Origin of the sequence: Klebsiella sp. WP8-S18-ESBL-06 (genome assembly GCF_014169755.1) — a bacterium.
Lineage (GTDB): Bacteria > Pseudomonadota > Gammaproteobacteria > Enterobacterales > Enterobacteriaceae > Kluyvera > Kluyvera ascorbata_B.
In genome coordinates, this window is the sequence record NZ_AP022256.1 from 1714675 (window position 1) to 1734533 (window position 19859).

Below are 19859 nucleotides of genomic sequence, written 5' to 3' on the forward strand. Positions count from 1 at the left end.
TAATGACATTACAGCTATCAATCGTACATCGACTGCCGCAGGACTATCGCTGGTCTGCGGGTTTTGCAGGTTCCAAAGTTGAACCGATTCCGCAAAATGGCACGGCGGGCGAAAACGCGCTGGTGGCGCTCAAGCTTTTAAGTCCGGACGGCGACAGCGCCTGGCCGGTGATGCACTCGCTTAGCCAGGCGCTCACGGATATCTCCGTCGACTGCTCCGTGCTGGAGTGCGAAGGCGAGCCGTGCCTGTTTGTGAAGCGCCAGGACGAATTTGCCGCGACCTGCCGTCTGAAAAACTTTGGCGTCGCCATTGCTGAGCCGTTTTCCGGCAACAATCCGTTTTAACCGTCAGCTCAGCGCGATGAGCTGACGCGTATACGCCTGCCTGGGTTCGGTAAAAACGCGCCGACATTCACCCTGCTCGACAACCTCTCCCTGCCGCAACACGATGACCTGGTGGCACAGCGATCGGACAACCTGCAAATCGTGGCTGATAAAGATATAGGCCAGACCATGCTTTTCCTGTAACGCCTTGAGCAGCGCCAGGATCTGTGACTGAACGGTGCGATCGAGCGATGAGGTGGGTTCGTCCAGCACGATCAGCTGCGGTTTGAGGATTAGCGCCCGCGCGATGGCGATGCGCTGCCGTTGCCCGCCGGAAAAAGCCGCCGGGTAGCGCTGGCGAGTGTCGGGATCTAACCCCACTTCCTGCATGACGTGGATAACCTGCTGTTCGCGTTCGGCCGACGACAGCGACGGCTGGTGCACCCGCAGACCTTCCTCAATAATCTGTAGCGCGGTCAGCCGCGGGTTGAGCGACGAATTGGGGTCCTGAAATACCACCTGAATACGATGGCGTAGCGGTAGCATCTGCTGGCGATTGCGCCCCTGAAGGGCTTCACCGGCGAAGCAAATCTCACCCTGAGAAGCAATCAGCCGCAGCAGCGCCAGCCCGGTCGTACTTTTACCTGAACCCGATTCCCCTACCAGACCCAGCGTTTCACCGGCCCGCAGAGTAAAGCTCAGGTTTTTCACCACCTGATTCTGGTCAACGATCCGCCGCAGAATGCCTTTACGCACAGGAAATGCCACGCTGAGCTGATTCACTTCGAGTAGCGGCACGGCGTCCGGGGGAAGGGCGCAGGGCTCGCCGGTGGGCTCGCTGTCGAGCAGCCTGCGGGTGTACGGATGCTGGGGGGCTGCGAACAGCGCCGTTGATGCGTTTTGTTCAACGCAGCGTCCGTGCTGCATCACCGCCACCCGGTCGGCCAATTTGCGCACGATGCTCAGGTTATGCGTAATGAACAATAGCCCCATATTGAGCTCCGCGCGCAGCTCGCGCAGCAGCTGAAGAATTTGCGCCTGTACCGAAACGTCCAGCGCGGTGGTGGGCTCATCGGCAATCAGCAGTTCCGGGCGGGTGAGAAGGGCCATGGCAATCATTACCCGCTGACGTTCGCCGCCGGAAAGCTGGTGCGGGTAGTCCGCCAGCCGTTTTAAAGCATGACGGATGCCAACGCGCTCCAGGCAGTCGAGAATTTCGCCGCGCGCCGCCTCTTTACGCATCCCTCGGTGCAACGACAGCACCTCGCCGAGCTGTTTTTCCAGCGTGTGCAGCGGATTTAACGACACCATCGGTTCCTGGATGATCATGGCGATGCGGTTTCCGCGCACCCCGCGCAGGGTTTGCGGGCTGGCATGGAGCAGCGATTCGCCGGCAAAGCGGATATCACCGGTCGGATAGCTGACCGGTGGCTCCGGTAGCAGGCGCAGAATGGACAGCGCCGAGACGCTTTTCCCTGAACCCGATTCACCGACCAGCGCCAGCGTTTCACCGGCGTTCAGCGACAGCGAGAGCTGCTCGACGACGGTGGTGGTCACACCCTGCTGGCGAAAGGCGATAGAAAGGTTGTCGATTTCCAGAAGTGGCTGCTGCATCTTATACCGCCTTAGAAGGATCGAAGGCATCGCGCACCGCTTCACCGATAAAAATCAGCAGCGACAGCAGGACGGCGACGCAAAGAAAACCGGCGATCCCAAGCCAGGGGGCCTGTAGATTATTTTTGCCCTGTAACAGCAGTTCACCCAATGAAGGCGAGCCGAGCGGCAGCCCAAAGCCGAGAAAATCCAGCGAGGTGAGGGTGGTAATGGAGCTACAGAGAATAAACGGAATAAAGGTCAGGGTGGCGACCATCGCATTGGGCAGCATATGGCGCAGGATAATACTGCGGTCGCCCACGCCCAGCGCCTGGGCCGCGCGGATATAGTCGAAGTTACGGGTACGCAAAAACTCCGCCCGCACTACCCCAACCAGCGACATCCAGCCGAACAGCACGGTGATGGCCAACAGCCACCAGAAGTTGGGCTGTACGACGCTTGATAGCAGGATTATCAGAAACAGCGTCGGCATTCCCGACCATACCTCAATAAAACGCTGGCCCCAGAGGTCGACGCGCCCGCCATAGTAGCCCTGAATCGCGCCGACGAGCACGCCCATGACGCTGGAGCAGACGGTCAGAATCAGACCAAACAGCAGCGAGATACGGGTTCCGTAAAGAATGCGCGCCAGCACGTCGCGACCATTGGCGTCGGTGCCCAGCCAGTTCTGCCGCGACGGCGGCGACGGGAAGGGGGTCGTGGTGGCGTAGTTAATGCTGCTGGCGCCAAAACGCACCGGGGCCCACAGCACCCAGCCGTTTTGCGCCAGTCGCTGCTGGAGCCACGGATCCTGGTAGTCGGCGGCAGTGGCAAACGCGCCGCCGAAGGTTTTTTCACTGTAGGTTTTCAATACCGGTGTATACAGGCTGCCCTGATAGCTCACCAGCAGCGGCCGATCGTTGGCGATCAGCTCTGCACACAGGCTGCAGATAAAGAGTGCCAGAAAAATCCACAGCGACCAGTAGCCACGGCGGTTGTGGCAAAAGCGCGCCCAGCGTGCCTGATTAACGGAGCTTAGGGTCATGACTAGCGGCCCTCAAAATCAATACGGGGATCGACCAGCGTATAGCTGATGTCACTGACGATATTCAGCAGCAGGCCTATCAGAGTAAAGATATACAGCGTGCCGAACATGACCGGATAATCGCGTGAGACGGTCGCCTCATAGCCCAGCAGACCCAGGCCGTTCAGCGAGAACATCACCTCAATCAGCAACGAACCGGTGAAGAACATGCTGATAAAGGTCGCGGGGAAGCCAGCGATCACCAGCAGCATGGCGTTGCGAAAGATGTGCTTCCACAGAATTTGCCGCTCGCTGACGCCTTTCGCCCGTGCCGTGACCACGTACTGCTTGCGGATTTCATCAAGAAAAGCGTTCTTGGTCAGCATGGTCAGCGCGGCAAAGCCGCCGATGACCGTTGCCAGCACCGGTAGCGTAATGTGCCAAAGATAGTCGGTGATTTTCTGATACCACGGCAGAGTAGCGAAATTCGCCGACACCAGCCCACGCAGCGGGAAAATATCGTAGTAGCTGCCGCCAGCGAACAGCACGATCAGGACGATGGCGAACAGAAACGCCGGAATGGCGTAGCCGATAATAATCCCGGTACTGCTCCAGATATCGAAGCGGCTACCGTTATACACCGCTTTGCGGATGCCGAGCGGTATCGAGACCAGGTAGATGATCAAGGTGCTCCAGAGCCCCAGCGTCACCGATACCGGCAGGCTCTCTTTCATCAGTTGCATCACTGAGGCATTGCGGAACAGGCTGTTGCCAAAATCGAAGCGCAGATAGTCACCGAGCATCTTGAAGTAACGCTCGTGCAGTGGTTTATCAAAGCCGTAGCGCTGGGTGATTTCAGCAATCACTTCAGGGTCGAGGCCGCGGCCGCCACGATACTGGCTTTCGGCAATATTGCTGACCCCCGCGCGCGACTGGCCGCCGCCCATACCGCCTCCGCCGCCGGGCAGGCTGCCCTGCTGACCAAACTCTACTGCGGCAATGGCCTGATCGACCGGGCCGCCGGGGGCGATTTGCACAATAAAGAAGTTCAGCGTGATGATGGCCCACAGGGTTGGGATAATCAGCAGCAGTCGACGTACCAAATAGGCGGCCATGTTCTCTCCTTAGCGTCGGGAGGCGGGCAGACGCGCCGCTTTATTGACGTCATACCACCAGGTGTCGAAGCCGGGGGCATCGATGCCGGCGTTATACAGCGGATGTACGGCCGGGTAGGCGAACTTATCCCAGTAGGCGGTGCGGCTGCCCGACATATACCACATCGGCAGCATGTAATAGTTCCAGGTTAACACTCGGTCAAGCGCGCGGCCAAGCGGCACCAGCTTTTGCTTGTTACCCTGCCAGCGGATGATCTGGTCAATCAGGCTGTCGATCGCCGGGCTGGCGACGCCGGGGGCGTTGTAGGACGAGTTGATATAGGCTGATGACCACGAAATCTGTAAATCCCCACTGGGCCACGGCATCGCTCGCCATAGCCGTGGCATCATGTCGTAGTCGCGGCTACGCATGCGGTTAGTGACCTGCGAGATATCGGTCTGGCGGACATCCATCGTAATGCCCAGGCGCTGTAAATTATGCTGGAATGGCATCACCCACTGGTCGTTACCGCCGGACGGCAGCAGCAGCTCAAAACGCAGGGGCTGGCCGGTTTTTTCGTTGACCCGCTGCTGGCCTTTCAGCACCCAGCCCGCCTCGTTCAACAACTGTCCTGCTTGCAGCAGGTTTTGGCGATCGAAACCGTCGCCGCGTGAGGTGGGTGGCTGATAAATAGCGCTGAATACCTCCGGCGGCAGCGCGTCTTTAAGCGGCCCCAGCAGGATTAACTCGTCGGCGGTCGGGTAGCCGCGGGCGGCGTATTCGGTGTTCTGAAAATAGCTATTGGGGCGGCTGTAGGCGTTGTAGAACAACGCTTTGTTCATCCACTCAAAATCAAACGCCATGCTTACCGCCTGACGCACTCGCCGGTCGGCGAATACGGGACGCTGGATATTAAACGCCAGCCAGCGGGTATCCTGTGCAGCATCGTTTTTCTGTTCATTCTTGACGATATAGCCGCTGGCGAAGTTTTTGCCGATATAGCGGGTTGCCCAGTTTTTGGCGCTGCTTTCGGTGCGTACATCGTAGGCACCTGCCTTAAAGGCTTCGAACGCGACGTTATCGTCGAGATAATAATCGTAGCGCAGCGAGTCAAAATTCCAGCGCCCGCGGTTTACCGCTAAATCGGCACCCCAATAGTCTTTCACGCGGGAGTAAATAATATACTGCCCCATTTTCCAACCGCTGATGCGGTAGGGACCGCTGGCCAGCGGCGGTGTGCTTAAGGGATCGCTCAGTTTATGATCTTTCCAGAACGCTTCCGGTAGGATGGGCAGGGTAAACAGCCCCAGCATGTCCTCTTTGCCGGGTTTGGCCAGCACAATGCGTACGGTGAGCGGGGCAATCGCTTTAACGGTGGTGCCTTTATAGATCAGCCGAAACTGCGGTACGCCTTCCGTCATGAATTTCTGGAAGGTGAACGCGACATCGCGGGCGGTTATCGGGCTGCCGTCATGAAAACGTGCGCGCGGGTTAAGCGTCAGCTCCACCCACGAAAAATCATCGGCATAGCGTGCATGCTCGGCAACCAGCGGGTAGTAGCTACCCGGCTCGTCGTCAGAGGTGGTGTATAGCGCATCGTACAGCGATTCGGTACGGACGGCGGCATTGCCGCGCAGAGCGTAACGGTTAAAGTTATCGAAGGTGCCGATGGCCGCCAGCGTGACGTTTCCCCCCTTCGGTGCCGCGGGATTGACGTAATCGAAATGATGGAAGTCGATAGGGTATTTCGGCTCGCCGATCACCGCAAACGCGAAGCTTTCTTTTATCGCCTGCGCCTGCGTCGAGAAAGCGCACAGCAGCAGGGCAAAACAGATACGCGCTACGATCACAATAGGGGCACCCCGCGATGAAACAGCTTGATTGAACACACCTTTTATCACGAAATCTTAATAGACAGTCAATCTTGTGTGAAATACTTTGCGGGCTTACGGTATTCCGCCATCAGGTCGTTGAGCGCCAGCGGGCGGCTTATCAGGTAGCCCTGGAGGTAATCGACGCCGTGGTCCCGCAGCCACGCGGCCTGTTCTTCGGTTTCAACCCCTTCGGCCACGGTGACAATATTCAGCCTCCGGGTTAGCGTCAGCACGGCATCGAGTACCGGGGACGTAATGGTCTCGCGACCAATTGCGCTCACAAAACCGCGGTCGATTTTCAGGTAATCGAGGGTAAAGCGCTCAAGGTAGATGAGGGCGCTGTGGCCGGTGCCGAAATCATCAATTGCCACTTCAATGCCTTCACTGCGCAGCCAGGAAAACAGGCTCATCGCCTTTTCCTGGTGCAGCATGTCGCGTTCGGTAATCTCCAGTACCAGCTGGAAGTAGTTATCCGGCAGGCTGGCCGACAGCTTGCGTATATCCTGCTGGAAGCTCTCGGCGTGCAGATGCCCCGGCGCGATGTTGATACCAAGTTTGGCTCCCGGCGGCAGAATGTCTTTTAGCGTCTGCGCATCGGCGGCAATCAGCTCGAACAGATGCTGTGTCAGGGGCACAATCAGGTTCTGCGCTTCGGCAAAGCTGATAAAAGCATCCGGCGGAATATTGCCCGCCGTTGGGTGTGACCAGCGCATCAGCGCCTCGACGCCGCCAATCTGCTGATTTTTAGCATTCACGACCGGCTGATAAACCACGTAAAACTGGCGATGCTTAATGGCGGAAAGAATCTCTTTTCCCGGCCGCGAGCGGATGGTCAGGATATAGAAGCACAGCATGCCGCCAATCAGCCCACAGGCCAGACCTAATAGCAGGGCATACAGCGAGTTATCGGTGCTGGAGGCGTTGCTGTACAGATACACTTCCAGCGGGACGCCCTTGATTTTCACGTGCCGAACCGGGGTATCGGTAATTTCGCTCAACGCGATAGGTTTGCTGCTAAACGTGGAAATGGCCGTCTTACCGTTCACCACCAGCGCCACGCCGTTGTAGGGCGTTTGTTTCGATGAGTAGAGCACCCACGGCATTAAGTTGGCGTTAATCGAGGCGAAGACGCCGCGATTTTCCAGCAGCGGGCTTTTGACCCACAGCACAAAGGCCGGAGTGGTCGGCATCATCGGCGTGCCGGAGAGGATCCCCATCACGTGGTTTTTGCTCAGGTCGAGATCCGGAACCAGATCCTTAAGCGGCATCGACATCGGCCCGGTCGCAGAGGAACAGTAGGCGACATGGTTTTTTACCAGCAGAAAGGCGCGCACGTTCATACTAAAGGCGGCCCGGGCGGTCAGTTCTGAAGAGACCTCTTCACAGGCGTTCACCGTGAGCGGCTGGAGTGAATCGATGGTGACGAGGATTTGGCTGAAATAGCTGTTCAGGTAGTTTTGCAGGCTTGAGATGGTAGTATCAAACTGCTCGGAACGGCGATGATGAAAAATAGAAAACTGCGCCACCCCGGCAACCAGGGCAATCAGTAGCCCAGCAATAATGCTGGTGAATACAATTCGGCGGTTAATTGATGAGTAACGGGTAAACATGCAACTTCTCTATGCTACGGAACTCTAAAGAAAAGAATACTGATGAAGCATAAAAAAAGCACTGCCAGAGCAGTGCTTTTTTTATGCTTACCGCCAGCCAAGGGAAACCGGCGGTAAGGGCCATTACGAACGGCTCAACACGCGGCGAGCTTCGTTGTAACGCTTGTTCCAGTATGGCTCATTCATGCTGGAAATGGTCACACCGCTGCTGGTGGATGCATGAACGAACTGGTTGTTACCAATATAAATGCCAACATGACGGCCGGTCGAGCCTGCGCGGAACAGCACTAAGTCACCGGTACGAAGCTGACTGCGCGAAACGGATTTGCCCGTTTCCTGCTGCTCCCAGGTGGAGCGCGGCAGCTCTAAACCAAACTGTTCGCGGAAGGTGCGCTGGACGAAGCTGGAGCAGTCGATGCCGCGTTTGGTGTCGCCACCCAGACGGTAACGGACGCCTTTCCAGCCTGCGTATTGCTCCATCAGACGTGATTTCACGTCGAGGTTACGCACCATACTTTCAAATTCATCCTGAGAGGCTTGCAGTGAAGAGGTATCACCGCTACCCACACCAAGCGTCTCAGAATGCATATTCTTTGCGGTATTACCGGTTGAACTACAGGCAGAAAGCAGAACCGCAACTGCTACTGCTGGAATCGCTCGCAAGATATATCTCAAAATCGGCTGAGATTTGACCATTTTCGTTGTTTTCCCTTGAAGTCCTTAACGACCGTAGCCGTTATAAAAAATGCCAAACGCGTCTGAGACTAAATACACGCAATCAATGAGACAATTCTTTGAATTCAGTTTTGTGGCGCAGCGCACAAACTTTAATTTAAGAACGCAATAATTGCCCTTCGAAGCGACAAACGCGAATGAGATTACCTTAACGAAAGCGGCATTGCGAGCGCTTTTGCCCTATTTTTTATAAGAAATAGTGATACACAAAGTTAAAATTTGTGAATGGGTAAAAAAACGCCTGCAGTGGACAGAAAATGGGCAACTCATTCATTATTCTGGTGAATATTGTGACCGGAAGATTACATTGATAAAAAATATATAAGAAATGAAAAAGAGGGCCGTGGCCCTCTCTTTGCTGTGTCAGACACAATGGTTATTTAGTGACCTAATTTCAGTTTGGCGAAATTGGGTAAATTTCGCTCAAATAGCGAAATGAGGGTATCGCTTAATGGCGTCATTAACACCCACGGTACGCCAATCAGTACGGCGGTGAGCGAGCCGACGGCGATATCGGTAAACCAGTGGGCGCCGATCATTACGCGCGGGAAAGCGAAAACCACAAAAATAACCAGTGAAATAGCGAACGCTTTACGACCAAAATAGCGCCACATGAAGGTGGCAAATATCAGCAGCATCATTCCGTGGTCGCCGGGGAAACTGTCGCGTGAACCGTCTTTGGTGGAGAAGGCAATAAAATCGCTGACGCGGTGTACGCCGGGGACGGAAACCGATGGGCTGCTACGGGTGACCGGCATCAGATGCTGGGCCAGCTGATTAATGATGACCGCCGCCAGCAGCATGACCAGGCCAATAATGACGATACGTCGACGGCCTTCGCCATTTTCTTTAACCCAGAAGCTCAGCATCAGGCAGCCCATTGCCAGCAGCGAACAGCCGTCGAACGCGCGGTTGTTAATAATGGCTAAAAACCACGCATAGCCGAGGTTATCCGGCGTTAACCCTTGATTAAATAATTGAAAAATAGCCAGGTCCGCGGTCGACCACAACCCGTGATTGGCAGGCAGATACCAGGACATAAATAACGCCACGCCGGCGGCGTTCAGTAACAAAATCAAGGGAAAACGTGTTCGCATTATCAAATTCACCGCAGTTAATCTCGCAGGAAACCTTAGCGGCATTACCCTAAACGAAGTTTCAACAGCGCGGATTGTAGTACATTCCAGTCGCACTGCGCGTCGTTAATGAGCTCGATTCGGCTGTCGGGCGGGGCGACATTCTGCGTTTCAATATGCAGATCGGCCCCCTGGCGGTTAATACGCACCAGGCCCTCAGGAATACGCATCACCGCTTTCAGCCTGGCGACCGGAGCCAGCCGCGCCCATTCGAGCAGGCCGATGGTATCAAAAGTGGTGTCGGCATCAAAAATCCAGCCGCAGGCATAGTAGCCCTGGCCCTCATTGACGCTGCGACGCCAGCGCTGATGCGCCGGCAGGCTTAAGGCGGCCAGACCTTTGTTCGAGGGATGTGAATGCGCATGGGCGGCGCTGGCGCGCAGCTCGGTCAGGTTGTGGCGCGGGGTATCAAGCAGAGCAACATCAATATTGCCCTGCGTCGCTTCCACGTGCAGGCGCGTGCTGCCGTTATGCTGCCACCAGTCGGCCATTGCCCGCTGGCTTTCTGCCGTTGCGCGGTCGGCTTTGTTGCTGACGATGATGTCAGCCGCCGCCAGCTGATCGCGGAAGTTTTCGTTATGCAGGATCTTTTCATCCAGAAGCTGGCGCGGGTCTACCACACACAGCGTGGCGCGCAGGTCGATCCATGGCTCGTACACCGGGGCGGTCAGCAGATCGAGGATCTGCTTCGGGTGACCCAGACCCGTGGGCTCAATCAGCAGACGATCCGGTTTGCCCTGGCGCAGCAGCGTGTTTAATCCTACCTGCATCGGCAGGCCGTTGACGCAGCACATGCAGCCGCCGGGGATCTCTTTCAGCAATGCGCCGCTGTCGGCCAGCAGTGCGCCGTCGATACCGACTTCGCCAAATTCATTGACCAGCACGGCCCATTTTTCATCGGCGGGTTTATGTGCCAGCAGATGCAGAATCGAGGTGGTTTTACCGCTGCCGAGAAAGCCGGTGATCAGATTGGTTTTCGTCACGAGAGCTCCGGGATAAGAAAAAGTGTTAGCGAGATCACTCTATCCTGACGAAAACGGGATGAAAAGAGAAGGGGAGAAGCGGGCCACGTGAAAATCGGCCCGCGTTATGGCAGGAAATGTTAACGGTTCAGCGCCGTCAGCACTGCCTGGCGTGCGCCTTCGTGGACCAGGCTTTGCCATGCTTGTTCAACGGCTTGCACAAACACTGGATTGGCCGGCAGGTCGCTGCCGAAAACTTCCTGGAGCGTCAGCAGTGCGGCAACCCGGCTTTCGTCATCGCTGTTGGCAACGATGCCGCGAATTTTTTCCGCCAGCGGATCGCGCACATCTATTGGCTCGCCCGCATCGTCAATACCGCTGACGTAGCGCATCCAGCCAGCAACGCCCAGCGCCAGCAGCGGCCAACGGCTGCCGTTTTTCAGGTGAATACGAATACCGTCAAGCAGACGCTGCGGCAGTTTTTGGCTACCGTCCATGGCTATCTGCCAGGTGCGATGCTGCAACGCCGGGTTGCTGAAGCGGTCGATCAGGCTATCGGCGTAGGCGCCGAGATCGACGCCGGAAATGCTCAGCGTGGGGGCCTGTTCGGCCATCATCAGGTGGCGTGCGGCGCGGCGATAGGACGCGTCCTGCATACAGTCGCTGATGTGCGCGTAACCCGCCAGATAGCCCAGATAGGCAAGGAAGGAGTGGCTGCCGTTGAGCATACGCAGCTTCATCTCTTCCCACGGCAGCACGTTGTCGACCATTTGCGCGCCGACGCTACCCCAGTCGGGGCGACCGGCGACGAAGTTGTCTTCAATTACCCACTGAATAAACGGTTCGCAGCTGATAGCGCAGGGATCTTCAACGCCAAGTTCGCGGGTGATTTCAGCCAGTGAGGCGTCGGTGGCCGCCGGGACGATACGATCGACCATGGTGCCGGGGAAGCTGACGTGTTCAGCAATCCAGCTCGCCAGCTGCGGATCGCGGCGGGTCGCCATATCCAGCACGGCGTTTTTGACGACGTGGCCGTTATCCGGAATGTTGTCGCAGGAAAGCACGGTAAACGCCGGCAGGCCGCGCGCGCGGCGACGGTGCAGCGCTTCAACGAGGATCCCCGGCGCGGAATGCGGTTCGTCCGGCGATTGCAGATCGTGCACGATGCGCGGCTGGGTGAAATCGAGATGGCCGGTGGCCGGATCGAGGCAATACCCTTTTTCGGTAATGGTCAGCGAGACGATGGCCACCTGGGGTTCGCAGAATTTTTCGATAATGGCGGCGAGTGAATCCAGCTTTGCGTTCAGGCACTCATGGACCGCGCCGATAATAATCGGCTGGTTACCCGCCGCGCTTTTTTCCATCACGGTAAACAAATGATCCTGCTGACGCAGCTGACTCATCAGGACATCGCCGCTAAACAGGCTGATTTCGCAGATGCCCCAATCGCCGCCGTGCTGGTTGAGCACCCGGTCGGTTAACAGCGCCTGGTGCGCGCGGTGAAAGGCGCCAAAACCAAAGTGCACAATCCGCGAACGCAGCCTTTGTCTATCATATTGTGGGCGCTGCACGCTGTCAGGGAGGGGGCACGAGGCGATAGTCTTCATTGTTTACACATCCAATTAACGATTAATTAACCTGCGCAGTGTAAAGTTATATGACAACAAATTGAATTGGTGTGCCGTATTTATCCCGTTACTGTGAGCTGGATCAATCAATCCAGGCGGATTATTTGACGGTTTAGAATAAACATGTATGGTAGTCGTCATTAACGGTGATTTTATTGGTATAACAACTTTAGAGGTAGAGGCAATGGAACAAACCTGGCGTTGGTACGGCCCGAACGATCCGGTATCTCTTGATGATGTGCGTCAGGCTGGCGCAACCGGTGTAGTGACCGCATTGCACCACATTCCGAACGGTCAGGTATGGCCGGTTGAAGAAATTAAACAGCGTCAGGCGATGCTGGCTGAAAAAGGGCTGACCTGGTCCGTTGTTGAAAGTATCCCGGTTCACGAAGACATCAAAACCGGTTCTGGTCAGTACCAGACCTGGATTGCTAACTATCAGCAGAGCATCCGTAACCTGGCGGAATGCGGTATTGATACCGTGTGCTACAACTTTATGCCCATTCTCGACTGGACGCGTACCGACCTTGAGTACACGCTGGAAGACGGTTCGAAAGCGCTGCGTTTCGACCAGATTGCCTTCGCGGCCTTTGAACTGCACATCCTCAAGCGCGAAGGCGCTGAAGCGGACTACTCTGCGGAAGAGCAGCGTCAGGCGCTGGAATACTTCAACGCCATGAGCGAAGCGGACGTCACCAAGCTGACCCGCAACATCATCGCCGGTCTGCCGGGAGCGGAAGAGGGCTATACCCTTGACCAGTTCCGCGCGCGTCTGGCGGAGTATGACCACATCAGCAAAGATCAGCTGCGTGAAAATATGGCTGTCTTCCTGCGGGCGATCGTGCCGGTTGCGGAAGAAGTGGGCGTGCGCCTGGCTGTTCACCCTGACGATCCGCCGCGTCCGATCCTCGGCCTGCCGCGCATTGTGTCTACCATTGAAGATATGCAGTGGCTGAAAGAAACCGTTAACAGCATCAACAACGGTTTCACCATGTGCACCGGTTCTTACGGCGTGCGCGCGGATAACGACCTGGTGAAAATGATCGAAACCTTCGGCGACCGTATTCACTTCACGCACCTGCGCTCCACCTGCCGTGAAGATAACCCGAAAACCTTCCACGAAGCGGCCCACCTGCAGGGCGACGTGAACATGGTGGCGGTGGTTGACGCGATCCTCACCGAAGAGCAGCGTCGTAAGAAAGCCGGCGATCTGCGTCCGATTCCGATGCGTCCTGACCACGGTCACCAGATGCTGGACGATCTGAAGAAGAAAACCAACCCGGGCTACTCGGCGATTGGTCGCCTGAAAGGTCTGGCGGAAGTGCGCGGCGTTGAGCTGGCGCTGAAAATGACCAAGTTCCGTGACCTGCTGTAAACGCGATTTCCCTGTCCTGATTCTCTCCCTCTGAGGGGAGTGAATCGCCGCTGTGTCCTTGGGCCTCGAGGCGCGCAGCGTGCGATTTTCTTCCTCGCCCATCGGGGGAGGATCGGGGTGAGGGGAAATACGACACACATAAAAAAGGACAGCCTGCCAGGCTGTCCTTTTTCTTTATTGTGCAAGAATCAGCGGTTAGTCCGCGCGGCCCATATAGCGTTTTTCTTCGATATGGATGCGGATTTTCTCACCGGAAGTCAGGTATTCAGGTACCTGGACAACCAGACCGGTGGTCAGGGTAGCCGGTTTTGTACGGGAACTGGCGGAAGCGCCTTTAATGCCCGGTGCGGTCTCGACAATTTCCAGGTCTACGGTCTGCGGCAGCTCAAGCGCCAGCACCTGGCCATCCCACAGCAGCACCTGCATGTCCGGCATTCCGCCTTCCGGGATAAACTGCAGTTCTTCCGCAATCTGGTCGTGGGAGAAGATGTACGGGGTATAGTCTTCTTTATCCATGAACACGTATTCGTTACCGTCGATATAAGAGAAATCGACGAAGCGACGGTTCAGGGTGACGGTATCGACCATATCATCGCCTTTAAAGCGCTCTTCTACTTTCAGGCCGGTGCTGACATCGGAAAAACGCATTTTGTACAGCGTTGCGGCGCCGCGGGCGCTCGGTGACTGAATATCAATATTTTTTACAATCAGCAGCTTGCCGTTGTAATTCAGCACCATTCCTTTCTTAATTTCGTTCGCTCTTGGCATTGCAATTATCCTGTGAATAAGGGGTCTAAAATATCGCGTAAAAGTACTCGTGCCGGGCGTTTCAGGCAAGCGGAATTAAAGGCTTTTGCTATCTCTGACTAAAAGGTGGTACTGTGCGCCGCATCCACCTCTACACCAGAACAGAGAGCCTTGATGGAGTGTCGTCCGGACTGCGGGGCTTGCTGCACTGCTCCTTCTATTACCAGCCCTATTCCCGGCATGCCCAACGGCAAACCGGCCAATACGCCCTGCGTGCAGTTGGACGAACGCCAGCGCTGCAAAATCTTTGGCTCGCCTCTGCGCCCGAAGGTCTGTGCCGGGCTGCAGCCCGCGCGCGATATGTGCGGCGCAAACCGTGAAGAGGCGATGACCTGGTTACTGCATCTTGAGGCGCTGACCGCGCCTTAGACGTCTTTAATCCGCATCAGACAGACGATTGTTGCGGCACACAGGACCAGCGCAATCCAGAACACGGTGTGATAGTTCCAGATTTCGGCCACGATGCCCGCGAGTGAACCGGCAATAATCCAGCCGACGCGTGAGGTGTTGGCGTACAGCGTGGTAGCAGAGCCCGCCTGGCCTGGCATCAGATCCTGGAAATAGAGCATACCAATCCCGCCGAGAATACCGATATACACCGCGTTTAATAGCTGCATAGCGAGCAGCAGCGTCGGGCTGTTGAAGGTCAGCATACCGACATAGAAGAAGAGGCCCGCCACGGCGGCAACGCGCATCAGAAAGCGCTTGCCCAATCGCTTAGCAAAGTAGCCAGCAATCAACATCGTCGGAATTTCCAGCCCTGCGGCGGTGCCCATCATGATTCCTGCTAACTTCTCCGGCAGGTGCAGCTCGTTGATGATGTACAGCGGCATATTAATAATATAGAGGCTGTTAGTCCCCCACATCAGGGTACAAATGACAAACAGCAGCAGCGCGTCTTTACGATTGGTGCGCGGAGCCTGAATAGCGCCGCCGATGGCGGTTGTTTCTTTGCGCATGGTGGGGAGAAACAGCCAGACCATGGCGCCGCAAACCACAAACGCTGCCGCCGCCGACAGATACATCACCGTGAAGCCGAACCCCATCGCCAGCGCATAGGCCAGCGGGGGCCCGATCACCCACGCCAGCGACACCTGCGCACGCATAATGGAGCTGAACATGACCGCTTCGCGACCGGTTTTATCGGCGTGCTCACGCGCCAGTGCAAACATCTGTGGGTTAGCGGTAGAGCCGAAGCTGCTCAGGAACACGCCGACAAACAGCAGAATAAAGTAGTTGCGGTTCCAGGCGAACAGCGCGCAGGCCAGCACCCCAAGCAGGCAGCAGAACACAATCAAATTTTTGCGATCGCCGCGCTTGTCGGACCATGAGGCGAGAAACTGGCTGACAAAAATACCAATAACCGCGCTGCCGGTAAAAAAGAAGCCGACCATCGCCGGACGAACGTGGACTTCGTTGCTGAGAAACAGGCTCAGCGTGGGCGTTTGCAGCGCACCGGCGATACCGGTCAAAAATGCGACAATCAGGAAGGATGAGGACGTGAAATCAAACGATCGCCGTGGGGCGGCGGCGGTACTGTTTTGCATGTTGTTTTATCGGTCACTGTAGGAGAGGCGGCGAGTTTACGCCGCGGCTCATAAGATGAACAGTCACCTGAATCAAATTTGGCACGAAAAATTAAAAAAGCATTTCAAAAAACCAGCTTACATCATGCTGAAGTGGTTGATGGGAGCATCATCTCGCTTCAGCAAATGTGGCGTGAATGCTAATGAAATGTGCTGTAGATCTAATTTATGCAATCAAAATGTCAGCAGAACTTGCAGGCTGATTAAGAAAGGCACAAAATTATTGAAACGTTTCAGCGTCGTCTTCAGCATCTGTCCCGCGGAGTACGGCGATTTTGTCTCACAAAAGCTGAATCGATTCAATTCAGCGAGCGAGGGGAACCATGTTCCAGTTAACTGTTCAGGATATTCATCCCGGCCAGCAGGCCGCGAATAAAGAAGAGGCTATTCGGCAGGTTGCCGCTGCGCTGGTCAGCGCGGGCAACGTCGCTGACGGTTACGTCGCCGGCATGCTGGCGCGTGAGCAACAAACCTCCACGTTCTTGGGTAACGGCATCGCCATTCCGCACGGCACGACCGATACTCGCGATCAGGTGTTGAAAACCGGCGTTCAGGTTTATCAGTTCCCGCAGGGCGTTACCTGGGGGGAAGGGCAGACCGCCTATGTCGCCATTGGTATTGCCGCCAGCTCCGACGAGCATCTTGGCCTGCTGCGTCAGCTGACGCATGTGCTGAGCGATGACGCGGTGGCTGAACAGCTAAAAACCGCGACGACCGCCGAAGAGTTGCGTGCCCTGCTGATGGGGGAAAAACAGAGCGAAGCGCTGAAGCTGGACAACGACATGCTGTCGCTGGACGTCGCGGCAAGCGATCTGGTCACGCTGCAGGCGCTGAACGCAGCACGTTTAAAAGAAGCCGGCGCCGTCGATGCGAATTTTGTCGCGAAGGTGATCAACGATCGCCCGCTGAACCTGGGTCAGGGCATCTGGCTGAGCGACAGCGCTGAAGGCAACCTGCGCAGCGCTATCGCGGTCAGCCGTGCGGCCGAGCCGTTTACCGTTGGTGAAGCAGCGGCATCTGTGCTGATTACCGTCGCCATGACCGATGCGCAGCCAACGGCCGTGCTGAACCGTCTGGTCAACCTGCTGCTGGACAACAAAGCTGAACGTCTGCTGAAGGCTGACGCGGCCACGCTGTTAGCGTTGCTGACCAGCGATGATGCGGCGGCTGACGACGTGCTGAGCGAAGAATTTGTTATTCGTAACGAACACGGCCTGCACGCCCGCCCGGGCACCATGCTGGTCAATACCATTAAACAATTTAGCAGCGACATCACCGTCACCAACCTGGATGGCAGCGGTAAACCGGCTAACGGCCGCAGCCTGATGAAAGTGGTGGCGCTGGGTGTTAAGAAAGGTCATCGCCTGCGGTTTACCGCGCAGGGTGATGATGCTCGTCAGGCGCTGGACGCCATCGGCGAAGCCATCGCTTCAGGCCTCGGGGAGGGCGCATAAATGAGCAGAAGAGTAGCCACAATTACCTTAAACCCGGCCTATGATTTGGTAGGGTTCACGCCAGAAATCGAGCGTGGCGAAGTGAACCTGGTTCGCACCACCGGGCTGCACGCGGCGGGTAAAGGCATCAACGTGGCCAAAGTGCTGAAAGATTTGGGCATCGACGTGACCGTTGGCGGCTTCCTGGGTAAAGATAACCAGGACGGTTTTCAGCAGCTGTTCAGCGAACTGGGCATTGCCAACCGCTTCCAGGTGGTGCAGGGCCGTACGCGTATTAACGTGAAGCTGACCGAGAAAGACGGTGAGGTGACCGACTTTAACTTCTCTGGCTTTGAAGTGACGCCGGCGGACTGGGAGCGTTTCGTTAACGATTCCCTGAGCTGGCTGGGTCAGTTCGATATGGTCTGCGTCAGCGGCAGCCTGCCGGCGGGCGTTAGCCCGGAAGCGTTCACCGATTGGATGACGCGTCTGCGCAGTCAGTGCCCGTGCATCATTTTCGACAGCAGCCGTGAAGCGCTGGTGGCGGGCCTGAAAGCCGCGCCGTGGCTGGTGAAGCCAAACCGTCGCGAGCTGGAAATCTGGGCTGGCCACAAGCTGCCTGAAATGAAAGACGTGATTGAAGCTGCCCACGCGCTGCGTGAGCAGGGCATCGCCCACGTGGTGATTTCGCTCGGCGCGGAAGGTGCGCTGTGGGTGAACGCTTCCGGCGAGTGGATTGCTAAGCCGCCTTCAATGGAAGTGGTCAGCACCGTAGGGGCGGGGGATTCGATGGTTGGCGGTCTGATTTACGGCCTGCTGATGCGCGAGTCCAGCGAGCATACCCTGCGCCTGGCGACGGCGGTTGCCGCGCTGGCGGTAAGCCAGAGCAACGTCGGGATTACCGATCGTACCCAGTTGGCCGCGATGATGGCGCGCGTCGACCTGAAACCCTTTAACTAACAGCAGGAGAGGCGTATGAAAACGCTGCTGATTATCGATGCCAAACTCGGACAGGCTCGTGCTTATATGGCGAAGACCCTGCTGGGCGCGGCGGCGCAAAAAGCGCGCCTGGAGTTAATTGATAACCCGAACGATGCTGAACTGGCGATCGTGCTGGGCTCCGCTCTGCCGGCCGACACGGCGCTGGCGGGCAAACAGGTTTATCTTGGCGACATCAACCGCGCGGTCTCTCATCCGGAGCTGTTCCTGAGCGAAGCCAAAGCCCACGCGCTGCCGTACGAAGCGCCGACGCAGGCTGAGCCGACGGCGACCGGGGCGGTCAAACGCATCGTGGCGGTAACGGCATGTCCAACCGGCGTTGCGCACACCTTTATGGCAGCAGAAGCCATTGAAACCGAAGCTAAAAAACGCGGTCTGTGGGTGAAAGTAGAAACCCGTGGCTCCGTGGGCGCGGGCAATGCTATCACGCCGGAAGAAGTTGAGCAGGCTGACCTGGTTATCGTGGCGGCGGATATCGAAGTGGATCTGGCGAAGTTTGCCGGTAAACCGATGTACCGTACAACAACCGGCCTGGCGCTGAAGAAAACGGCGCAGGAGCTGGATAAAGCGATAGTCGAGGCCAAGCCGTACCAGCCTTCAGGCCAGAGCAAAACGCCGGCCGATTCGGCGAAAAAAGAGAGCGGCGGCGGCGCTTATCGCCACCTGCTGACCGGCGTATCCTACATGCTGCCGATGGTGGTTGCGGGCGGCCTGTGTATTGCGCTGTCCTTCGCATTCGGGATCAAAGCATTTGAAGTGAAAGGGACGCTGGCCGCTGCGCTGATGCAGATTGGCGGCGGTTCAGCCTTTGCGCTGATGGTGCCGGTGCTGGCGGGCTTTATTGCCTTCTCCATTGCTGACCGTCCGGGTCTGACCCCAGGTCTCATCGGCGGTATGCTGGCGGTAAGCGGCGGCTCCGGTTTTATCGGCGGTATCATTGCCGGTTTCCTGGCCGGTTACGTGGCGAAGCTGATTAGCACCAAGCTGAAGCTGCCGCCGAGCATGGAAGCGCTGAAGCCGATCCTGATCATTCCGCTGGTTTCCAGCCTGATCGTGGGTCTGGCGATGATCTACCTGATCGGCACACCGGTCGCCGCGCTGCTGAACTGGCTGACCCACTGGTTGCAGACCATGGGCACCGCGAACGCGGTCCTGCTGGGCGCAATCCTGGGGGCGATGATGTGTACCGATATGGGTGGTCCGGTTAACAAAGCGGCATACGCTTTCGGCGTTGGCCTGCTGTCTACGCAAACCTATGCGCCGATGGCAGCCATCATGGCGGCCGGTATGGTTCCGCCGCTGGCAATGGGGATTGCAACGCTGGTTGCGCGTAACAAATTCGATAAAGGTCAACGTGAAGGGGGCAAAGCGGCGCTGGTTCTGGGTCTGTGCTTTATCTCTGAAGGGGCGATTCCGTTCGCCGCTCGTGACCCGATGCGCGTTCTGCCTTGCTGCATCGTTGGCGGCGCGGTAACCGGCGCTATCTCGATGCTGGTTGGCGCGAAACTGATGGCACCGCACGGTGGTCTGTTTGTGCTGCTGATTCCTGGCGCGATCACGCCGGTGCTGGGCTATCTGGTGGCGATTGTCGTCGGTACGCTGGTGGCGGGCCTATCTTACGCGGTGCTGAAGCGCCCGGAAGGTGAGGTCGCGGCGAAAGCGTAAGCGTTCGAAAAACG

Annotated in this window: 17 protein-coding genes; 6 read left to right on the forward strand and 11 right to left on the reverse strand. The window is 56.9% G+C overall.

All coding sequences use genetic code 11. The features are described from left to right. Window positions 1-2: 2 nt before the first annotated feature. On the forward strand, window positions 3-344 hold the full coding sequence (locus H7R76_RS08080) for a YejG family protein (RefSeq protein ID WP_106924377.1): 342 nt from the start codon (window positions 3-5) through the stop codon (window positions 342-344). A gap of 3 nt (window positions 345-347) precedes the next feature. On the opposite strand, the gene yejF is transcribed toward H7R76_RS08080, so the two are convergent. From yejF to H7R76_RS08125, 9 genes are all read right to left on the reverse strand, one after another. Next, the gene (yejF, locus tag H7R76_RS08085) at window positions 348-1937 is read right to left on the reverse strand and encodes a microcin C ABC transporter ATP-binding protein YejF (RefSeq protein WP_182967468.1); all 1590 of its coding nucleotides are present in this window, start codon (window positions 1935-1937) and stop codon (window positions 348-350) included. Between the two features lies 1 nt (window position 1938). Beyond that, window positions 1939-2961: a microcin C ABC transporter permease gene (locus tag H7R76_RS08090; RefSeq protein WP_106924379.1), complete on the reverse strand. Its 1023-nt coding sequence runs from the start codon at window positions 2959-2961 to the stop codon at window positions 1939-1941. Between the two features lie 2 nt (window positions 2962-2963). After that, entirely contained in the window at window positions 2964-4055 is a 1092-nt protein-coding gene (locus H7R76_RS08095) for a microcin C ABC transporter permease YejB (protein ID WP_106924380.1), read from the reverse strand. A gap of 9 nt (window positions 4056-4064) precedes the next feature. Continuing rightward, the gene (locus H7R76_RS08100; RefSeq protein ID WP_182967919.1) at window positions 4065-5882 is read right to left on the reverse strand and encodes an extracellular solute-binding protein; all 1818 of its coding nucleotides are present in this window, start codon (window positions 5880-5882) and stop codon (window positions 4065-4067) included. Window positions 5883-5953: 71 nt separating this feature from the next. Continuing rightward, window positions 5954-7519, reverse strand: coding sequence for a cyclic di-3',5'-guanosine monophosphate phosphodiesterase PdeN (pdeN, locus tag H7R76_RS08105; protein ID WP_106924381.1), 1566 nt, complete (start codon window positions 7517-7519; stop codon window positions 5954-5956). 123 nt (window positions 7520-7642) lie between these two features. Then, entirely contained in the window at window positions 7643-8215 is a 573-nt protein-coding gene (gene mepS / locus H7R76_RS08110) for a bifunctional murein DD-endopeptidase/murein LD-carboxypeptidase (RefSeq protein ID WP_106924382.1), read from the reverse strand. Between the two features lie 419 nt (window positions 8216-8634). Further along, a complete protein-coding gene (locus H7R76_RS08115) occupies window positions 8635-9351 on the reverse strand; it encodes a phosphatase PAP2 family protein (RefSeq protein WP_181357951.1) in 717 nt (238 codons plus the stop codon). A 44-nt stretch (window positions 9352-9395) separates the two neighbouring features. Continuing rightward, complete coding sequence (locus H7R76_RS08120) at window positions 9396-10373, reverse strand: CobW family GTP-binding protein (protein ID WP_182967470.1); 978 nt, start codon at window positions 10371-10373, stop codon at window positions 9396-9398. A 119-nt stretch (window positions 10374-10492) separates the two neighbouring features. After that, window positions 10493-11959: a mannitol dehydrogenase family protein gene (locus H7R76_RS08125; protein ID WP_182930292.1), complete on the reverse strand. Its 1467-nt coding sequence runs from the start codon at window positions 11957-11959 to the stop codon at window positions 10493-10495. A 205-nt stretch (window positions 11960-12164) separates the two neighbouring features. Between H7R76_RS08125 and uxuA the strand changes: the two genes are divergently transcribed. Continuing rightward, window positions 12165-13355 (forward strand): mannonate dehydratase, encoded by a 1191-nt coding sequence (gene uxuA / locus H7R76_RS08130; RefSeq protein WP_106924385.1) that lies wholly within the window; start codon window positions 12165-12167, stop codon window positions 13353-13355. Window positions 13356-13550: 195 nt separating this feature from the next. Here the strand turns inward: uxuA and yeiP are convergent, their stop codons facing one another. Next, window positions 13551-14123, reverse strand: a complete 573-nt coding sequence (yeiP, locus tag H7R76_RS08135; protein ID WP_106924386.1) for an elongation factor P-like protein YeiP — start codon at window positions 14121-14123, stop codon at window positions 13551-13553. A gap of 153 nt (window positions 14124-14276) precedes the next feature. Between yeiP and H7R76_RS08140 the strand changes: the two genes are divergently transcribed. Continuing rightward, window positions 14277-14531, forward strand: a complete 255-nt coding sequence (locus H7R76_RS08140; RefSeq protein ID WP_106924387.1) for a YkgJ family cysteine cluster protein — start codon at window positions 14277-14279, stop codon at window positions 14529-14531. Here the strand turns inward: H7R76_RS08140 and setB are convergent. Continuing rightward, a complete protein-coding gene (gene setB / locus H7R76_RS08145) occupies window positions 14528-15709 on the reverse strand; it encodes a sugar efflux transporter SetB (RefSeq protein WP_106924388.1) in 1182 nt (393 codons plus the stop codon). The genes H7R76_RS08140 and setB overlap by 4 nt on opposite strands. Window positions 15710-16071: 362 nt before the next feature. Here setB and fruB point away from each other — a divergent pair, with 362 nt between their 5' ends. From fruB to fruA, 3 genes are read left to right on the forward strand one after another with little or no spacing between them, the layout of a single operon-like run. Beyond that, window positions 16072-17202, forward strand: coding sequence for a fused PTS fructose transporter subunit IIA/HPr protein (fruB, locus tag H7R76_RS08150; protein ID WP_106924389.1), 1131 nt, complete (start codon window positions 16072-16074; stop codon window positions 17200-17202). After that, window positions 17203-18141: a 1-phosphofructokinase gene (gene fruK / locus H7R76_RS08155; protein WP_182967472.1), complete on the forward strand. Its 939-nt coding sequence runs from the start codon at window positions 17203-17205 to the stop codon at window positions 18139-18141. It begins immediately after the preceding gene. 15 nt (window positions 18142-18156) lie between these two features. Continuing rightward, complete coding sequence (fruA, locus tag H7R76_RS08160; RefSeq protein ID WP_106924391.1) at window positions 18157-19845, forward strand: PTS fructose transporter subunit IIBC; 1689 nt, start codon at window positions 18157-18159, stop codon at window positions 19843-19845. The last annotated feature ends 14 nt before the right edge of the window (window positions 19846-19859 follow it).

Bases quoted from the DNA above. Each gene is read 5' to 3' on its own strand.
- fruK (WP_182967472.1), top strand. From the start codon at position 17,203: ATGAGCAGAAGAGTAGCCACAATTACCTTAAACCCGGCCTATGATTTG.
- H7R76_RS08125 (WP_182930292.1), bottom strand. From the start codon at position 11,959: ATGAAGACTATCGCCTCGTGCCCCCTCCCTGACAGCGTGCAGCGCCCA.
- uxuA (WP_106924385.1), top strand. From the start codon at position 12,165: ATGGAACAAACCTGGCGTTGGTACGGCCCGAACGATCCGGTATCTCTT.
- H7R76_RS08095 (WP_106924380.1), bottom strand. From the start codon at position 4,055: ATGGCCGCCTATTTGGTACGTCGACTGCTGCTGATTATCCCAACCCTG.
- H7R76_RS08080 (WP_106924377.1), top strand. From the start codon at position 3: ATGACATTACAGCTATCAATCGTACATCGACTGCCGCAGGACTATCGC.
- yeiP (WP_106924386.1), bottom strand. From the start codon at position 14,123: ATGCCAAGAGCGAACGAAATTAAGAAAGGAATGGTGCTGAATTACAAC.
- fruB (WP_106924389.1), top strand. From the start codon at position 16,072: ATGTTCCAGTTAACTGTTCAGGATATTCATCCCGGCCAGCAGGCCGCG.
- H7R76_RS08115 (WP_181357951.1), bottom strand. From the start codon at position 9,351: ATGCGAACACGTTTTCCCTTGATTTTGTTACTGAACGCCGCCGGCGTG.
- H7R76_RS08140 (WP_106924387.1), top strand. From the start codon at position 14,277: ATGGAGTGTCGTCCGGACTGCGGGGCTTGCTGCACTGCTCCTTCTATT.
- yejF (WP_182967468.1), bottom strand. From the start codon at position 1,937: ATGCAGCAGCCACTTCTGGAAATCGACAACCTTTCTATCGCCTTTCGC.
- fruA (WP_106924391.1), top strand. From the start codon at position 18,157: ATGAAAACGCTGCTGATTATCGATGCCAAACTCGGACAGGCTCGTGCT.
- pdeN (WP_106924381.1), bottom strand. From the start codon at position 7,519: ATGTTTACCCGTTACTCATCAATTAACCGCCGAATTGTATTCACCAGC.
- mepS (WP_106924382.1), bottom strand. From the start codon at position 8,215: ATGGTCAAATCTCAGCCGATTTTGAGATATATCTTGCGAGCGATTCCA.
- setB (WP_106924388.1), bottom strand. From the start codon at position 15,709: ATGCAAAACAGTACCGCCGCCGCCCCACGGCGATCGTTTGATTTCACG.
- H7R76_RS08090 (WP_106924379.1), bottom strand. From the start codon at position 2,961: ATGACCCTAAGCTCCGTTAATCAGGCACGCTGGGCGCGCTTTTGCCAC.